15 protein-coding genes are annotated in these 13953 nt (G+C 57.0%); all 15 read right to left on the minus strand.

The window, feature by feature from the left end; genetic code table 11:
* Nucleotide 1: 1 nt before the first annotated feature.
* Entirely contained in the window at nucleotides 2-742 is a 741-nt protein-coding gene (locus IM271_RS19690; protein ID WP_041911307.1) for a winged helix-turn-helix domain-containing protein, read from the minus strand.
* A 123-nt stretch (nucleotides 743-865) separates the two neighbouring features.
* Nucleotides 866-1822 (minus strand): spore coat U domain-containing protein, encoded by a 957-nt coding sequence (locus IM271_RS19695; RefSeq protein ID WP_192971575.1) that lies wholly within the window; start codon nucleotides 1820-1822, stop codon nucleotides 866-868.
* On the minus strand, nucleotides 1813-4101 hold the full coding sequence (locus tag IM271_RS19700) for a fimbria/pilus outer membrane usher protein (protein WP_226859035.1): 2289 nt from the start codon (nucleotides 4099-4101) through the stop codon (nucleotides 1813-1815). The genes IM271_RS19695 and IM271_RS19700 overlap by 10 nt, the downstream gene beginning before the upstream one ends.
* Nucleotides 4022-4798 (minus strand): molecular chaperone, encoded by a 777-nt coding sequence (locus IM271_RS19705; RefSeq protein ID WP_028015412.1) that lies wholly within the window; start codon nucleotides 4796-4798, stop codon nucleotides 4022-4024. Before IM271_RS19705 ends, IM271_RS19700 begins: the two co-directional genes overlap by 80 nt.
* Nucleotides 4799-4800: 2 nt before the next feature.
* On the minus strand, nucleotides 4801-5295 hold the full coding sequence (locus tag IM271_RS19710) for a spore coat protein U domain-containing protein (protein WP_028015413.1): 495 nt from the start codon (nucleotides 5293-5295) through the stop codon (nucleotides 4801-4803).
* A 178-nt stretch (nucleotides 5296-5473) separates the two neighbouring features.
* Entirely contained in the window at nucleotides 5474-6112 is a 639-nt protein-coding gene (locus IM271_RS19715; RefSeq protein WP_048999315.1) for an EAL domain-containing protein, read from the minus strand.
* Between the two features lie 180 nt (nucleotides 6113-6292).
* Nucleotides 6293-8584, minus strand: coding sequence for a phosphatidylglycerol--membrane-oligosaccharide glycerophosphotransferase (opgB, locus tag IM271_RS19720; protein ID WP_193053048.1), 2292 nt, complete (start codon nucleotides 8582-8584; stop codon nucleotides 6293-6295).
* A 268-nt stretch (nucleotides 8585-8852) separates the two neighbouring features.
* Complete coding sequence (locus IM271_RS19725) at nucleotides 8853-9335, minus strand: DUF2501 domain-containing protein (protein WP_028015416.1); 483 nt, start codon at nucleotides 9333-9335, stop codon at nucleotides 8853-8855.
* An 84-nt stretch (nucleotides 9336-9419) separates the two neighbouring features.
* The gene (dnaC, locus tag IM271_RS19730; RefSeq protein ID WP_126326280.1) at nucleotides 9420-10157 is read right to left on the minus strand and encodes a DNA replication protein DnaC; all 738 of its coding nucleotides are present in this window, start codon (nucleotides 10155-10157) and stop codon (nucleotides 9420-9422) included.
* Nucleotides 10154-10699 carry a primosomal protein DnaT gene (gene dnaT, locus IM271_RS19735; RefSeq protein ID WP_028015418.1) on the minus strand — a complete coding sequence of 182 codons (546 nt, stop codon included), beginning with the start codon at nucleotides 10697-10699 and terminating at the stop codon, nucleotides 10154-10156. Before dnaT ends, dnaC begins: the two co-directional genes overlap by 4 nt.
* Before the next feature lie 147 nt (nucleotides 10700-10846).
* Nucleotides 10847-11275: an organic hydroperoxide resistance protein gene (locus IM271_RS19740; RefSeq protein WP_013095463.1), complete on the minus strand. Its 429-nt coding sequence runs from the start codon at nucleotides 11273-11275 to the stop codon at nucleotides 10847-10849.
* 84 nt (nucleotides 11276-11359) lie between these two features.
* The gene (locus tag IM271_RS19745; protein ID WP_028015419.1) at nucleotides 11360-11812 is read right to left on the minus strand and encodes a MarR family winged helix-turn-helix transcriptional regulator; all 453 of its coding nucleotides are present in this window, start codon (nucleotides 11810-11812) and stop codon (nucleotides 11360-11362) included.
* Between the two features lie 41 nt (nucleotides 11813-11853).
* Nucleotides 11854-12495, minus strand: a complete 642-nt coding sequence (locus IM271_RS19750) for a TetR family transcriptional regulator (protein ID WP_048999317.1) — start codon at nucleotides 12493-12495, stop codon at nucleotides 11854-11856.
* Nucleotides 12496-12562: 67 nt separating this feature from the next.
* Nucleotides 12563-13036, minus strand: coding sequence for a threonine/serine exporter (locus IM271_RS19755; RefSeq protein WP_041911301.1), 474 nt, complete (start codon nucleotides 13034-13036; stop codon nucleotides 12563-12565).
* The gene (locus tag IM271_RS19760) at nucleotides 13027-13803 is read right to left on the minus strand and encodes a threonine/serine exporter ThrE family protein (RefSeq protein ID WP_028015422.1); all 777 of its coding nucleotides are present in this window, start codon (nucleotides 13801-13803) and stop codon (nucleotides 13027-13029) included. The genes IM271_RS19755 and IM271_RS19760 overlap by 10 nt, the downstream gene beginning before the upstream one ends.
* Nucleotides 13804-13953: the final 150 nt, after the last annotated feature.

Here is a 13953-nt window from a genome sequence, read left to right on the forward strand (position 1 = left end):
ATCACCACTCGTAATAGTAAAGCGTACGACAGGCGCTGGCTTTACCCCGCGTGAGGGAGCATTGGGAGAGCACCAGCCGCCCTTCGTGGCCGTAGAAAAGCGTTCTCTGAATGTGCATGTAGAAAATCGAATTTTTCAGACACGGAAGGTGACCGTCCTTTTGAAGCGTTTGCGCGAGCGTAATCGCCTTCCCGTGAAACACGTCCGCCAGCGGCGTAAAGGTGTAAACCGGACAGGTGCCGATATGCGTCAGCAGATGGATCTCCCGCTGCGGGGCGTCTGGCTTGATGAGCACGATCCAGATGCTTAGCGCAACGACGACCAGCGTGAGCGCGCCGCAGAACAGCCATTCCGGGCGAACGCGCCATGCAGGTTTCACCGTTTTGGCGATCGGGGGGGCCTCCTCCAGCGGAGTGACGGTGACGTCTGCGCTGAGCATAAAGCCCGTTTTCGGTACGGTAACGATAAACAGCGCGTCGGGAAGCAGGGTCGCCAGCATCTTGCGCAGAATGCTGATGTACTGGTTTAAGGAGTTGTTAGACCCCTGGAGCCCTCGACGATCCCAGACTTCCTGGAGAAAGGTTTCCCGTTCGACCACGTTCCCATGATGCTGAACCAGCAGCCTCATGATGGTATTGGCCGTGCAGGTGAGGAGCTGCGCATCCTCATCCGGCGCATTGATAAGAGAAACAGAGCCGTCCTCGTCGTTATAGACGATGGCGTCAGCAAGCAGGTATTTCATAAGTTGTTGTAATAAAAACAGAGATAATGAATGAAAAAAGGCTTACGCCCTCAAGGCTGCATTGCTGGCTATTTTAACGCCACTGTTACCGATAACATTGATCCAGACAGGTTTTTGGGTGATTTAATAAGTCAGCGTGATAATCACGTCATCAATAAACTCCCCGGTACCGGTTAGCGGCTGTGCCGGGACCTCGCCGTAAACGGTGTAGTTCTGGGTGCCGCCTGCAGGGTTGGTGACCTGCAGCGCATCGCCGCTGCTTTGATCTCCCCAGCGTTGCGTGGCCGCCTCATCCTGCCAGAGACCGTAGCGCAGGCAATGACCCTCGCTGTTGCAGAGCTGCCGCTGGTTACCGCTGGCATGGTTGCCTTTTCCCATGGCAAGGGTGAACGCGGTTCCGGCCGGACAGCGCGTGGTGAGGGTGGCGGAGGATCGCGTCGGGCTCAGGGTAGCGGTGCTGGTCAGCGTGCCGAAGTTAAGCGGCGTCACGCGCTCGATGTAGCACCCCTGGCTGATTTCGGCCTGAGCGCTGGTGCCGCCCTGCACCTGCTGCCCCTCTGCGGAACCGTCCGAGCAGTTTTGCAGCGCGTCCTGGCGCAGGGCGCTGTGCCAGGCGATGCGCAGATTCATGTTGTAGTTGTAATAGTGGTAGGCCGGAAGCTGGCTTTGCCCTGGCGGAATGGTAGCGATAAGCGGAAAGGTACCGCTTACGTTGGCATTGCTTTCCGCGGCGAGGGTCTGCTGAATCAGGTTCCCGTTGCTGGCAGGCCCCAGCTCCTGAGAGCGCGCTGCGCCGTTAAGCAGGCGGAAGAGAAGGGTGTACTGTTTTCCCTCCTGATCCCCCGGCGAGATCATCTCAAAGGGCGGGGCGTCTACGCTGCTCAGGCAGACGTTAATATATTCCGTCCTGCCCTCGTTGTCGGCCTGGCAGCTAAATTTGACCTCGGTGTTGACGGAGGTGGTATTGCCCGCCACAACGTTGCCAAAGTTAATGGCGGGCATGGAGGTTATCCAGCAGGCTGCCGCCATCGCCTTCACGGACAGGACGAGCAGCAATAATAACGGCGCTCTTAATGACACAGTTGTTCTCCGATATTCTGTATAGATGACGCGGTACGGGGCGCCGGAAGCGTGACCCGGCACTCTCCCTCACCGGTCTTCACCACCAGTTCGCCCGGCAGGGGCGGATCTTCAAGCCAGATAAAGCCGTCGCGTCCTACGATGGTGGCACCCTGCGGCGTTGACACGATGCTGCCCAGCGGGAGCGGCCTGCGGCGGCTGTCGACCAGCCGGGCCTGAACCGTGACGGCGTGATGGACGTTAAACTCGACTTTCACCGCGCTGCTGTTGCCCGGTCTGGCATGCATGTCGGTAACAGGGGCGATCACATCGGCGGGCAGATCGAGCGGGTTAATGCTGACTTTGCTGTTGTGGTAGCGCGGCAGGTCGGTCAGCAGGAGATAACCGTCTTCATCCGTTTCACCGGCCGGGCGGTTTTCCAGCATTACCGGTACGTGCCCAATGCCGTGCGTGGATACCAGCGCCATGCCCTGCTGGATGTAGCGCAGCGGGTACAGGCTGCCGTCCAGCAGCGTCAGGCTGCCTTCGGCGGAGGCGTACTGGTTGCCCTGGCTGGCACCTTGCTGCAGCCCAACGTGCCATTCGCCCGCTCGGCCCAGGTAGCCGACGTCCGCATATCTTTCACGTCGTTCGCCAAAGCCCTGGCCCAGCTCCCATGACCAGCCGCCGGCCTCATCGTCCGGCTGGTGGCGGTAATCCATGCGCGGCGTATCCCGGCTGACCTGAGCGGAGAGCGTGTCCTCGCGACCCAATGGGACGGAAAGCAGCAACTGAACGTGGCTCGACGCGTCCGTAAACGAGCGGGTGTAGCTCAGCGTGGTGGAGATGTGTGCCGGCAGCGATACCGACCAGGAGGCGTTGAGGTAACGCTCTGTGCTGCCCTGAATGTTCTGCTGTACCCAGCCCGCGCCCACGGTACCGAAGTGGGGGATGGACTGGCTTACCCAAACGCTGTCGCTGCGTCTGACGGGCGCGGCACCGCTCATGCGGGCGTTGTCGGCGAAATCCGCCTCGGTACGGACGGTGCTGGCAGAAATGCTCGTTCCCCTGCCGTTCCACTGCCAGCCAAGGCCCCACTGAACGCCCTGACCGTAAGGGCTGTCGCTCACGGCAACGTGCTTGCTGACCACCCCCACGGCGGGAGAGACCAGCCAGTCAGTGCCCATACCCACGTTGCGCAGCCTGCGCTGCTGTTCCGTATGCAGCGCCAGCGTCAGGCTATTATTCACCCCATAGCGCCAGCCCGCGTCCAGCAGCGGCGAGGCGGCATAGTCGTCGGAGCGCAGGGCGTAGTTTTCGCGCATCCAGCCGATGTCCAGCGAACCGCTGCTGAACCCTTCCGCCAGCATGCCCGGCGCGCCGTAGAGATCGAGCTGTACGGTGCGACGCTGGCCGTTGATATCGGTAATGACCACCTCCGCCTGTCCGCTTCCGGTGAAGGAGGGCAGGGTATCCAGTAGAAAGTCTCCCGGCGTGACGCGCTGGCTGCTCTGCTTAAGGCCGTCGATATACAAATCGACCGTGGAAGGCAGCACGGCCGTGTCGCTGTAGCGGCTGCGCGGTTCGGTATTGAGCTGGGGATTGAGCTCAAAGTTACGTGCCCAGTGCAGCCCGCCAAAGCGTACCTGTCGGCTCCAGCCGGTGCCGGTGGTGACGCTGTCGCCCAGCGCCAGCGTGGTCAGCGAGTCGGTGTTGTCCCACTGCCAGCGGGTTTCGAGACGCGTATGGGTCGGTCGACCGGCGCTGTTTTCCTCCCCGACATGGCTTGAAAAACTGCTGCTGAACGTTCCGGGTAGCCCACCGGACGCGGTCAGCATGGTCTGGGCGTTAAGCTGGCGCTTCCCTTGCACGTCGCTGGCGTAGAGCGCATATCCGAGCGTATAGGCGTTGACGGGCTGCGCATCAGGATAGCGGTACATCGGCGTGGGCCTTGAGACGGTCAGATGCTGCTGGCCCTCGAGCGCGTCTGCCTCTGCGGTAATCGACACCTGCTGGGACAGCACGTCGAGATTGACGTTCAGGCCCGGCAGGGAGGTCAGCTCAACCCACTCTGCGCGATCGTCCGGGGCGTGAAGCCCCAGCTTTTTCATGTCGCTGCGGCTTATCCATAGCGCATTATCCACCACCCGGCAGGCCCATAGCTCGCCTCGCGGGGCGTGGTTCACGGTAATGGCCAGCCATTGCACGGTGTCGGCGGGCTCAGTCCGGGCTGACAGCATGAGCGGTAGCCAAAACAGGAGCGCGAGAAGCGAGCGGGCGCAGGGGTATCTGGCTGGCATGATGGTCATCATTAAGATAGACGCGCAGCGAGCTGAGCGCGTGACGTGTGGGCTGCTTGAGCGATAAAAGGGCGGTTTGTCCCGGGAGCACATAGCCCGCCAGGCCTTTAATCGACCCGACAACCTTCCCATCGGCCGTCAGGGCCTCAAGGTGGCTCAGGCGGATGTGGCGGTTTCCGGCGTTAAAGCAGCGGAGAGTGGCCGGTATGTCTGCCTGCTCACAGCTCAGGGCATCGTGGCTGACGGGCGCGCTCTGGCTCCCGGCAATAAACACCGGAATCGAGTAGCGCAGCAGGAAGTGTACCGCGGAGGGGTTGGCGGCACGGGACGCGGCGTCCGGCAGTTCGTCAATAACCAGCCGGTAACTTTGCTCCTGCGCACGGATGCCGGGCTGCATGACGATAATGCGCACCAGTTGCTGCTGGCCCGGCGCCAGTGAAGTCATCGCCGGGCTGGTGACCACCTCCCCGGTGGACACCAGCACATCTTTACCGTTTTTTTGCGTCCATTCGTATACCCGAATCTGCGCATTGATGGCCGCTTTCCCACTGTTTGTGAGATAGACCGCCGCTGCCCGCTGGTCGCTCTGCAGATCGAGTGTTACCGGGGCCACCTGAAGCGTGGCGGCCAGCGCGTAGCGCGACAGCAGCGCCAGCATCATGAGCCACAGAATGAAGCAGGGAAGGTAGCGACGCACGATCAGTACTCCAGTTTTAACGTGATATCGTCGCTGTAGTTCCCTGCCTGGGCGGTTGTCAGCGCCCCGGCGTCAATGACGCCATACAGCGTTTCTTCCTGTTCCGCACCGTTGCCGGTATCGTCCAGACCAGTCGTCTCGTTGATTTGCTTCTGTTTGCCTTCGTCAGCAAAGAGTTTCCACGCAATCTTCTGCGCCCCGGTTTCGCCGTTTTCCGGCTTCAGCCAGAAGGTGCCGCTTTCGCCGTCGGGGCTGGTGGCGGTGAGGGTGAACGGCGTGCCGTTGGTACAGACGATATCGACCTGCGTTTTGGCCAGGATTTCGCTCGACTCATCGGAGCCGTGACGCGAGAAGTTGAGGTCGTTGGCTTTGAGGGTGCACGACTTCACGACCTCAAGTGATACATGCATCGTCGCGCTTGCGGTACTGTCTGCGGCGATCGCAGCAGCAGGAAGCAGGAGAGCGGAACAACATACAGCGGTGGGAATAATTTTCATGATCTTATTTCCTGACGTGAGTAACAGTGCAATTACAAAGCGAATGACTGAGCGTCCAGCAGGCAGCGTTTTTGATGGCATTCTGCCAGGGTATGGCAGCAAAAGGTGGGGCAAGGCCATAAGCAGGCGTTGCCGCGCAGAACGATGACCCGATCGCCAGCATTCAAAATGAAAGGGGTCATTTTCTCCCCCACAGATAGCCCTGGCCGTAATCGGCCGCGCTCGCGCAGGCCAGCGCGAAATCACCCGCGGTTTCGATGCCTTCGATCAGCACCTTGCTGGCGACGCGCTTGCACTCGCGGGTGAGATGCAGAAACTTCGCCTGCTCGGTCCGTCCGTTCCAGAAGGTATGTTTGTCAATTTTGATGCCGCAGAAGCGGATCTGGCTGGTCAGCAGGTCGGGAAGTAGGTCTTCGCAGACATCGTCTGCCCACACTTCTATCCCCCACTGATGGAGCGTCGCGATGCATTTCCTCAGCGCCTGGCTTTGCGTAACGTCGAGTTGGACCATCGTATGGAGATCGGTGATCTCGATAGCAAGTTTCTCCGGGCACGAGGTTTCTTCTTTTAGCCTGTCGAGGAAGTCCGTTTCCAGCAGTAAATCCGATGCTGCATTGAGGTAATACTTGTCGCCATCCTTGCAAAACATGGCGTGACGAAGCTGCGCAAAGAAGTGCGCTTTACGCTGCGCCGCCGACAGCGAGCCAAAGTAATCTTCAAGATTGACGTTGGGCTTTGCCGTGGACAATACCTCCCAGGCAATCACATTTTCAGTGCGCAGTGCCCGGATGGATTCGAACTTATAGCCGGTTAGCATGATAAACGTGCGTAACGCTCCGTGGTGATTTAAGGAGCTTGGAATTTTACGGATATGGATTTTGGCGGGATATTTATAGATTAAAATGGCTGATATAAAGTGTTTTAATCTAATTTATAAGAATATTATAGGATTATTTATTTTCATAAGCGCCCGGCAGAACGCCGGGCGCGACGCGTCTTAACCCGCTTTGCTGACGATTTTGATTTCGACCATGCCGATTCCAAGCTCGCGGGGTGAGTGCCCAAGGATATTCCCTTCATTCGTGGACTGCGGGTCCGGCGGTACGATCACCAGGGTATTACTGCGCGAAGGATTCTCAAAGTGCAGCGTGTGCGTGCTCACGTCGTTTCCAAGCGTTAACGTCTGCTCCCGATCTCCCACGCGAACGGGGACGGGCTTGTTGGCATTGGGTCCATAAGCCCTGGCCGTAATCACCAGATCAAATTGTTCCGGCAGCGGATGGGTGTACTCAATTTTCACCTCGTTGCCCAGCTGCGCGTTTGACCAGCGTCCCCACGACTCCGGACGGGAGATGCCGCTAAACTGCTTCACCTCTTCGGGCGCGCCGGCCACGTTAAAGATAAAGCTGTCCGCTTTATAGCGGATGTCGTTGTCGACGATTTTCAGCATGTCGATGTTGTGCTGATAGCGAGCCGTATCAATCACCGTATCTTTAAAGGCGGTTTTGCCTTTCCACTGGGCTTTGTCGACATGCTGCACGGTTTGCTCCCCGCCAAGCTGGCCCTGAGAGACGCACCAGTCCGTAGAGAGCGCCAGCGGCTGCGACCAGAGCTGACCCATTTTGTAACACCGGTCAATCCAGACGAAGTTATCGCGAGGGGCGAAATCGGCCAGCTGGAAGCGCAGCGGCGCGGAATACTCGCTTTCCGGCAGCGGTTCGACGCGACTATCCGACACGCGCACCAGCAGCGGCAGGCGGAAATTGCTGCCGGAGAAGGCAACGGTGTTTTTATCCCGATCGACGGTGAAGTCTTTCATCTCTTTCGGGAAATTCCACAGGCGGATGATGTCGGGCTTCCAGGCGAGGATTTTCTCCTTCATGTTGAGGAACACTTCCGACAGGGATTGCCCCGACAGCGTGCTGCGCCCGAGGCCAATAAAGTTGTCGCCCCCCAGAATGTCCAGCACGGTTGCGCCGTTATCCATGGAGTTGCGTTTGGTGGCGATTAACTCCTGCTGCGGCTGATCGCCGCGCAGCACGAAGAAAAGATTGCTGCGATCCTGTTTGCTGAGCTGGTCCCACGCGCTGTTTTTCATTGCCAGATGGTCAGACGATACGACGATGACGGTGTTTTTAAACCACGGCGAGGCTTTGATTTTCTCGACCAGCGCGGCGATGTGCTCCTGGCTACAGGTCACGGCGCTGAAAGACTTGTTGTTTTTGCCGTCCACGTCATAGCTTTTTCGTTTACAGGTGCGCGAGACGAACCCGTCCGGATGGTGCGTATCTACCGTCAGCGCAAAGAGAGAAAAACGCTTCCCGGCGCGGGAAAGTTCCTCGAATTTCTTCCAGGTTTCGTCCAGCACCGTATCGTCATAGAAGCCCCAGTCGTTGCGGTAGGTGGGATCGGCAACCGTCGTTTTTAACTCTTCTGAGCCATACAGGTGGTCAAAACCGTGGGATTTCAGGAACACATCTTTTCCGGCAAAGCGCAGGTTTGCTCCCTGCATAAAGTAGTTTTCATAGCCGGAGTTTTTCAGGATATCGCCCAGGCAAATATTCTGCGGGAAGAACGTCGACATCGAGGCGGAGGCGTTGCCTTCAAAAGGTGCGAACAGCGGGATACCGCACTGGGAGGCCACCATCCCGGCGATAGTGTAATCCGTGCCGGGTAACTGCATGGTGTGGCTGAAATCGAGGCCTTCGTTTTTCAGCGCGCCCAGTTCCGGCGTGAGGTTCGGAAACGCATCGTTATCAAAGTAGGTGCGCTCCAGGCTTTCACCGTAGATGTAGACCAGGTTGAGCTTCGGGTTGGCGATCGTTTTCGACGGCTCTTTATAGTAGGCCACGAAGTCCGGATCGCCGTCGCGCGACTGGGATTTTACAAGCTCGGTGATCTGATGAAACGCGGGGCTGGCGTCAACGGAGGCCAGCGCCAGGAAAAGCGCCAGCAGGCTGTAGCCATGATGGTGAGGAAGATGGCGACGGCGGCGCAGCACCCAGGCGAGCGCGCCGAAAATCGTCACCAGCGCCACGATCAGTCCCAGCCCCGGAAGGATGTATTTACCTACTCCCGCGCCCGTCAGGCTGTTCGTCAGGGTGTAGAGCACAGCATCGTTAATGCCGTCGCCGGTGAAGTAATCGCTGGCGTATAAGGTAATGTTTAAAACGATAAAAATGCCGAGCACCACCAGCGTGGCGATAAACCACCAGGTGTTACGGCCGGCTTTCCAGGCATAAACGCCGACGGAAGCCAGAAAAAGGATAAGAGAGATGAATTCTGACAACAGCATATCCTCATGACGCCAGGTGCTTCGCTGGCTAACTGTTTATTTTTGGTAAGACAATGTAATGGCGATGTCGTTTAGCTGCAATTTTAGTGTCACGAAAGTGTGCTGTTGTTAGGATTTGGTTTATAAAATCGTTTTTATGAGGATGGTCGCATCCTGACAAACGGACGCTGAGACGGTGGCAGGTAGGAAAAACGCTCGTTTAACGCCGCGATGCAAGCCTATCGCATTAAACGCGGCGTGTTGTGGCAGAAAATGGGGCGGATCAGGAGATGAAATTAACGCCTTGTTTCAGCACCAGATCGCAGGCTTTGGTTTTCACCTGTTTTGCCAGGGCGGAGTTGCCGAGGGTGCTCAGATTCAGCTGTTGGCCGTTTTGCGCGTTAAGCAGGCCCTGAATGCCGTCCATATAGCTGGTGTCCGCTTTTTGCTCCTGCGTGTCGAGACCCAGTTTACCCAGCACCTGGTTTTTCACGTTTTGCGCGTCGGTCACCGAGGCCAGCTTTTGCTTAGCGCAATATTCCAGAATCCCCGCCGCGTTGTTCATCGTGCCCGCGCTCAGGCTCTGGGAACTGTTGCTCAGCAGGCTGGTGAGAGAAGAGGCCGAGAGCCCGCCCTGGGCGCTGCTGCTCTCTTTGGTCAGCTCATTCGCTGCGCTTGACAGGGACTCCTGCCACGAAGCCGCTTGTGCTGCGCCGGTAATCAGCAGCGCGCCTAAAAAGGTGCTGATAAGAATCTGTTTTTTCATAATGGCTTTCTCAAAAAGGTCCGTTTTGGGCCGGAAGGGGTTCCAGTATATACCTGCGCCCTGCTGGCGATTCCTGGAACTGTCTTAATACTCTTTGCCGGTGACGCGGCTGCGGTAACTGTCCCAGTCGAAAATGACATACAGACTGTTGCCCAGCTTCATGCGGTCCATGACGCGTTCGCCCAGTAAGCGGGTCATCTCGTCAATGTTGTGGTTCGTCAGCATCCCGGTGGGACGTTTGGACGAAGAGCGGCGATCGACTATCTGATTAATGATGACCTTTTCATAACGGGATTCCGTCTGAACGCCAATCTCGTCGATGACCAGTAGATCGACATTGCTCAGATCGTTAAGAAGCTGCTCTTCGCTGGTTTCACGGTTGCTGAAGGTGTCTTTCATGGCGGACATGATATCGGCCACGGTGATGATGAGGACTGATTTACCGCGCAGAAGCAGTTCGTTGCAGATGGCGGCCGCGAGGTGGTTTTTACCTGTGCCGGGCTTGCCGCTAAAAATGAAGCTGGCGATATTGTCGTCAAATTCATCCACGTACTGACGCGCGGCGGCAAGCGCGTTCATCTGCCCGCTGGTCTCAATTTTATAGTTATCAAACGAGCAGTTCTGATGCAGGGGACGAATACCGGAGCGGTTAAAGGTGCGCTGCATTTTCATCGCCCGGTTTTCGCGGGCGAGCGCGGCGGCACGAATTTTACCTTGCTCCTTTTGCCACGCCAGCAGCTCTTCACCCGTGGTGAAGGCAGGCTTCACGTTGGCTGGCATCATTTTTTGCAGACGTTTCATCAGGTCGCCGACGTTCTTCATTTCGCACCTCGGAATCCACTCGGGATCTGTTTATCCGGTTCTGAAAACGTGTTGATATCGCGCTTAGGCTGGCCATTGTTACTGGCGCGGGTAATTTGAAGATGACGCGCGAGCTTTTGCTGCCACTGAATGTGGGTGAACACTTTGCCTTCCGCCTGCCACCAGGCGATAAACGCGGCGAGCTCTTCCGCGGTGGCTGGCTGAGTTAACGCAATGCCCCACAATGCTGCCTGCCGCTGAAAATCTGCGTCAGGCTGCCAGCCCGCGTACAGGACAAATTTGCCCATCGGAACGGTTAGCGGGGTATTAACCGGTTCTTCAAAAAACTGGTTATCCAGCGTGACGTCGCTTGCCGGACGTGACATCTGCGCTTCGATCTCCAGAAGCTGCGCCAGACGTTCCGGCGTGATTGCGTAAAACGCCGGCGCGTTGTCGGCAAAAACCGCAACCGTGCCGCCTTCGGCGTGGGTCAACACACCGCGTGGGTCGCGCATAAAGGCATCAATGCCAGCAATGCTGGTGGTCAGAATTCTGGAGGACATAACGCTTACTCAACTGATTACTACGGGCGTGATATGGGCTTATGGTAGCACAGAGAGGGGAGGGGATGGAGGGGATTTCCCCGGTGGCACTGCGCTTACCAGGGCTACAATCGTAGGCCTGAAAAGCGCAGCGCCATCAGGCAGTTATCACGCGATGATATTCAGGGTCACGTCGATGTTGCCGCGGGTCGCGTTAGAGTACGGGCAAACGATATGCGCCGCATCGACCAGCTTTTTGGCTTCCGCAGGATCCATCCCTTCAACGTGGATATTCAGTTTTGCTTCGATACCAAAACCGGTCGGCAGCGGGCCGATACCGACTTCGCCTTCAATAAACGCCTCTTTTGGCAGGGTAAATTTGTCGCGAGCCGCCACAAACTTCATCGCGCCCAGGAAGCAGGCAGAGTAACCCGCAGCAAACAGCTGCTCAGGGTTCGTGACTTCTCCACCCATACCGCCCATCTCTTTGGGCACGCCCAGTTTAACGTCCAGAACTCCATCGGAAGAGGTCGCGCGGCCGTCACGGCCCCCGGTTGCTTTTGCTTTGGCGGTATAAACAACTTTTTCTAAAGACATGGCAGGTTCCTCATCTTACTTTTGTATGTGCTATTAAATAGCGTGCGATGTATATAGGTAAATAAAAACGCGTAAAGTATAGCCTTACGCGCGTTGAATCTGTTGTCGCAAAAGTTCCAGCTGCTGCTTGAGCGCCAGCATGGTGTCGGTATCACACTGTGCGGCGCACCCCACTGCGTGTGGGATACCCAGTGCCTGCTGCTGAAGTTCACGTCCGGCTTCAGTCAGCGTGACGGCGACCTGACGCTCATCTTTACGCGAGCGGTGGCGGTTGATTAGCCCTGCGCTTTCCAGACGCTTCAGAAGCGGCGTCAGCGTTGCGGAGTCAAGGAACAGCCGTTCACCGATGTCCGACACCGTCACGTCATCCTGCTCCCACAGCACCAGCATCACCAGATATTGCGGGTAAGTCAGGTTTAGCGGCGCCAGCAGTTGCCGGTACAGCTTATTAAGCGCCAGATTTGCCGAATAGAGGGCAAAACAGAGCTGGTTATCCAGCAGGAGCGCAGCGGTCGTGTCGTTCGTTTTTGCGTTCATGAAATGAATATAGATTGTGCGCGATTTAATTGCAAGCAATTTTAGGGGCAAGTATAACGCAGCGCCACCTGAACGGCCATTTTACGGTAGTGCTGGCGCTGGGCCTGCTCGTCTGCACCTTCTTCAAACAGCAGGGTGAAGGTGTAGCTGTTGGCAACGTAGTGAAAGCTGAAGCTGCTGATCAGACGGTGAAGGTCGCGGGCATCAACCGTCTGGCTGAAAAGCTGTTTTTCTTTGCCCCGGCGCAGGATGCCTTCAAGCAGGTCGAGCGCGCTGCGGTTGACCTGACGCAGGTAGTTTGACTGCTGCATAAAACGGCCGCGCTGCATGTTTTCCATGCAGATAATGCGGATGTAATCCGGGTGGTCGGCATGATAGTCAAAGGTGGCTTCAACCAGATGGACCAGCGCTTCGACGGGAGGCATATCCGCCAGGCTAAGCGCCTTTTCACTACCACGAATTTGGGTGTAAACGTACTCCAGGACGAGCAGGTAGAGATTTTCTTTGTTTTTAAAATGGTAAACGACCATGCGTTTGGTGGTACCTGCTTTCTCCGCGATCTGCTCCATGCGGGCGCCGTTCAGTCCAAATTCGGCAAACAGCGCGATAGCGCTCTGAAAAATTTTCTCTTTCAGGCTCGATTCTTCACTGTGATCGGGGTGTTCGCTGCCAGAGTTAGCCACATCCTTTCCTTATTTTTACCAAACGGACCAGAAAGATTATCTCCACGGCAGCGAAATAACACAAATATCAAACGCGCGGGCGTTTGCGGTAGAGCCATAGCCCGGGTATTGACAGCCCGATAGAGAGCGCACCGACGATGGAGGACGCCTTAAGAAAGTTGCTCAGGAGAAGAATCATCTGCGGCTCGGTGTAGCCAAAATGGCTGATTTTCACCGCGGAAATCATCGCCGTATAGGCAGATATGCCGGGGAACATCGGGATAACGGCGGCGACGGTGAACACTTTCGGATGCGCCAGATACCAGCGCGACCACTGAATACCGATGCTGCCGACCAGCATAGAGGCGATAAACGTCGACCATTCGATGTTAAAGCCCGCCGTCATCATCACCATTCGCGAGCCGTGGCCAATTGCGCCCAGCAGCGCACACCACGGCAGAGCGCGTTGCGGAACGTTAAATACCATCGCAAAGCCGACGGCAGGAATGGCCGCCAGGGCCATGTCCTGTGCCAACGCCAGCAGAAAATCTATCACGCCCATCCTCGTAACCCCCACAGCGTCATCGCCATCACCACGCCGATGCAGGTCGCCAGCGTCAGCAGGCTGGCGATAGCCCAGCGTGCCAGCCCGGTATTGATGTGCCCTTTAAACATGTCGGCAACGGCGTTAATCAGCGGGAAGCCCGGCACCAGCAGAAGCACGCTGGCGGCCATCGCAATCGTCGGGGTAGCGGCAAACTGCGGCAGGCGCAGCAGCAGGCCAGACACCGTAGTGGCAACAAACGCGGTAATGCAGAAGTTAATTTGTGGGTGCAGCTGCCGGTGCGTCAGCAGCTGGCGCACGTACATGGCGATGCTGCTGGCGAAAAAGGTGACGATCGCGCCGTCCCAGCCGCCTTTATTGAGCTTACAAAAACAGGCGCATGACAGCCCCACCATGAGCACGACCAGCCAGCGTGGATAACGTAATGGCTTGATTTGGTTAAAACGTTTTTCAATCTCCTTGAGATCGAGAAGCTTATGCTCAGCCAGGATGACGATGTGCTGGACCTCGGTTACAACGTGCATATTAATGCCGCGGTCGTGATTTTTACGGGTGGACGTAAGACACTGCCCGTCTTTAATGGTGGTCAGCACAATGGCGTTGGATGAGATAGCGCTCTCAACGCTGTCCATCCCCAGCGCCAGCCCCAGCCGGGTTGAAAGCTCCTCGACCAGCGCGCTTTCCGCGCCGTGCTGGAGCAGAAAAAGACCGCACTGAATACAGAGCCGCGTGATAGCACGCTGCGTTGACCGATCTGCCTGCATGTATTGTCCCGAAGATAAGGTGAATAGTTGCCGGTTGGCCCGTAATGCCTACTTTTAGCACAAAGTGCAGTGGCCCTTGCTGTGGGTCAGATCAAGGTTTATGCAAACAGTTACCCCCCGCGTCACGACGACTTACAGGATTAATTTATC

The organism is Enterobacter cloacae complex sp. I3 (assembly GCF_014896175.1).
In the GTDB taxonomy this organism is placed as follows: Bacteria; Pseudomonadota; Gammaproteobacteria; order Enterobacterales; family Enterobacteriaceae; genus Enterobacter; species Enterobacter bugandensis.